Consider the following 1,259-nt stretch of genomic DNA (forward strand, 5'->3'; position numbering starts at 1 on the left):
ACGTCCTCGACCGGTACGCCGACGTCGTCATCGTCGCCGGGCTCGCCGCCGGTATCGGGCGCTACGACCTCGGCCTCGCCGCCGTCACCGGCGTCCTCTTGACGTCGTACCTCGGCACGCAGGCCCAGGCTGTCGGCCTCGACCGCGTGTACGGCGGCGTCCTCGGTCGCGCCGACCGCCTCGCACTCATCGGGTTCACGGGCGGGCTCTCCGTCGCCGTTCCCGCTGTCGGCGGGTTCTCGCTGGTCGCGTGGCTGCTCGCGCTGTTCGCCGTCGTCGGCCACCTCACTGCAGTGCAGCGGTTCGTTTCGGCGTGGCGGCAACTCACGTGACGCCGGGGAGCCGGCTCGCGGGACGCCGACGGCGTGCATTTTAAGCGTGGCCCTCGGCTACCTACCTGTATGGTTCAGTGCGAGATGTGTGGCAAGGATGTGCCGAACCCGAAGACCGTGAAGGTCGAGGGCGCAGAGCTCGACGTCTGCGACGACTGCGCCGACTTCGGCACGGAAGTCAAGACGGAGACTTCCAGTACCACCAGCACGAAGTACTCGACGTCCTCCTCCAGCGGTTCGTCGTCGTCCTCGGGCGGGTCGTCCTCGGGTGGGTCGTCCTCCGGCGGCCGACGCCGGCGCGACATGTTCGACGAGATGGAGGAGCTCGTCAGCGACTACGACGACCGCATCCGGAACGCCCGCGAGAGCGACGGCCTCAGCCAGGAGGAACTCGCGGACGACCTCAACGAGAAGGCCAGCGTCATCCGGAAACTCGAGCGCGGCGACAGCCTCCCCAGCGACGACGTCCGGGAGAAACTCGAGAAGAAGCTCGGCATCTCGCTGACCGAGTCCGGCGACGGCGGCGCCGACGAGGACTGGTCCTCGGAGAGCGACAGCGCCGGGCTGACGCTCGGCGACAAGGTCCGTCGGAAGGACTGAACGCGCGCAGCCGGGGAGCGACGCACCACTCGGAAGACACCCGTCCGCACGGCAGGTCCCGCCGACCTAGGAACTTTTTTCGCCCGTGGACACGCGCTTTCTGACGTGTTCGTACTCGTCAACCTGAAGGCCTACCCCTGCGACCCGGTCGCGGTCGCGGCGGCCGCGCGCGACGTCGCAGACGCGACAGACACGACGATTGCCGTCGCCCCGCAGACCGCGGACCTCGCGCGGGTCGCGGACACGGGCGCCACGACGTACGCACAGCACGTCAGCCCGGTCGGCCACGGCAGCCACACGGGCAGCACGCTCGCGGAATCGGTCGCG

At 69.5% G+C, this 1,259-nt stretch carries 2 protein-coding genes and 1 pseudogene; all 3 read left to right on the forward strand.

The genetic code is table 11. From position 1 onward, the window contains the following. Nucleotides 1-332, forward strand: a pseudogene (locus tag GRX66_RS19135) (CDP-alcohol phosphatidyltransferase family protein); the annotation flags it as partial. 69 nt (nt 333-401) lie between these two features. Then, entirely contained in the window at nt 402-932 is a 531-nt protein-coding gene (locus GRX66_RS19140) for a multiprotein bridging factor aMBF1 (RefSeq protein ID WP_159527858.1), read from the forward strand. A gap of 105 nt (nt 933-1,037) precedes the next feature. Further along, nucleotides 1,038-1,259 (forward strand): triose-phosphate isomerase (locus tag GRX66_RS19145; RefSeq protein ID WP_325064209.1); only part of this gene is annotated, 222 nt, incomplete at its 3' end.

Origin of the sequence: Halobacterium bonnevillei (genome assembly GCF_009831555.1) — an archaeon.
In the GTDB taxonomy this organism is placed as follows: Archaea; Halobacteriota; Halobacteria; order Halobacteriales; family Halobacteriaceae; genus Halobacterium; species Halobacterium bonnevillei.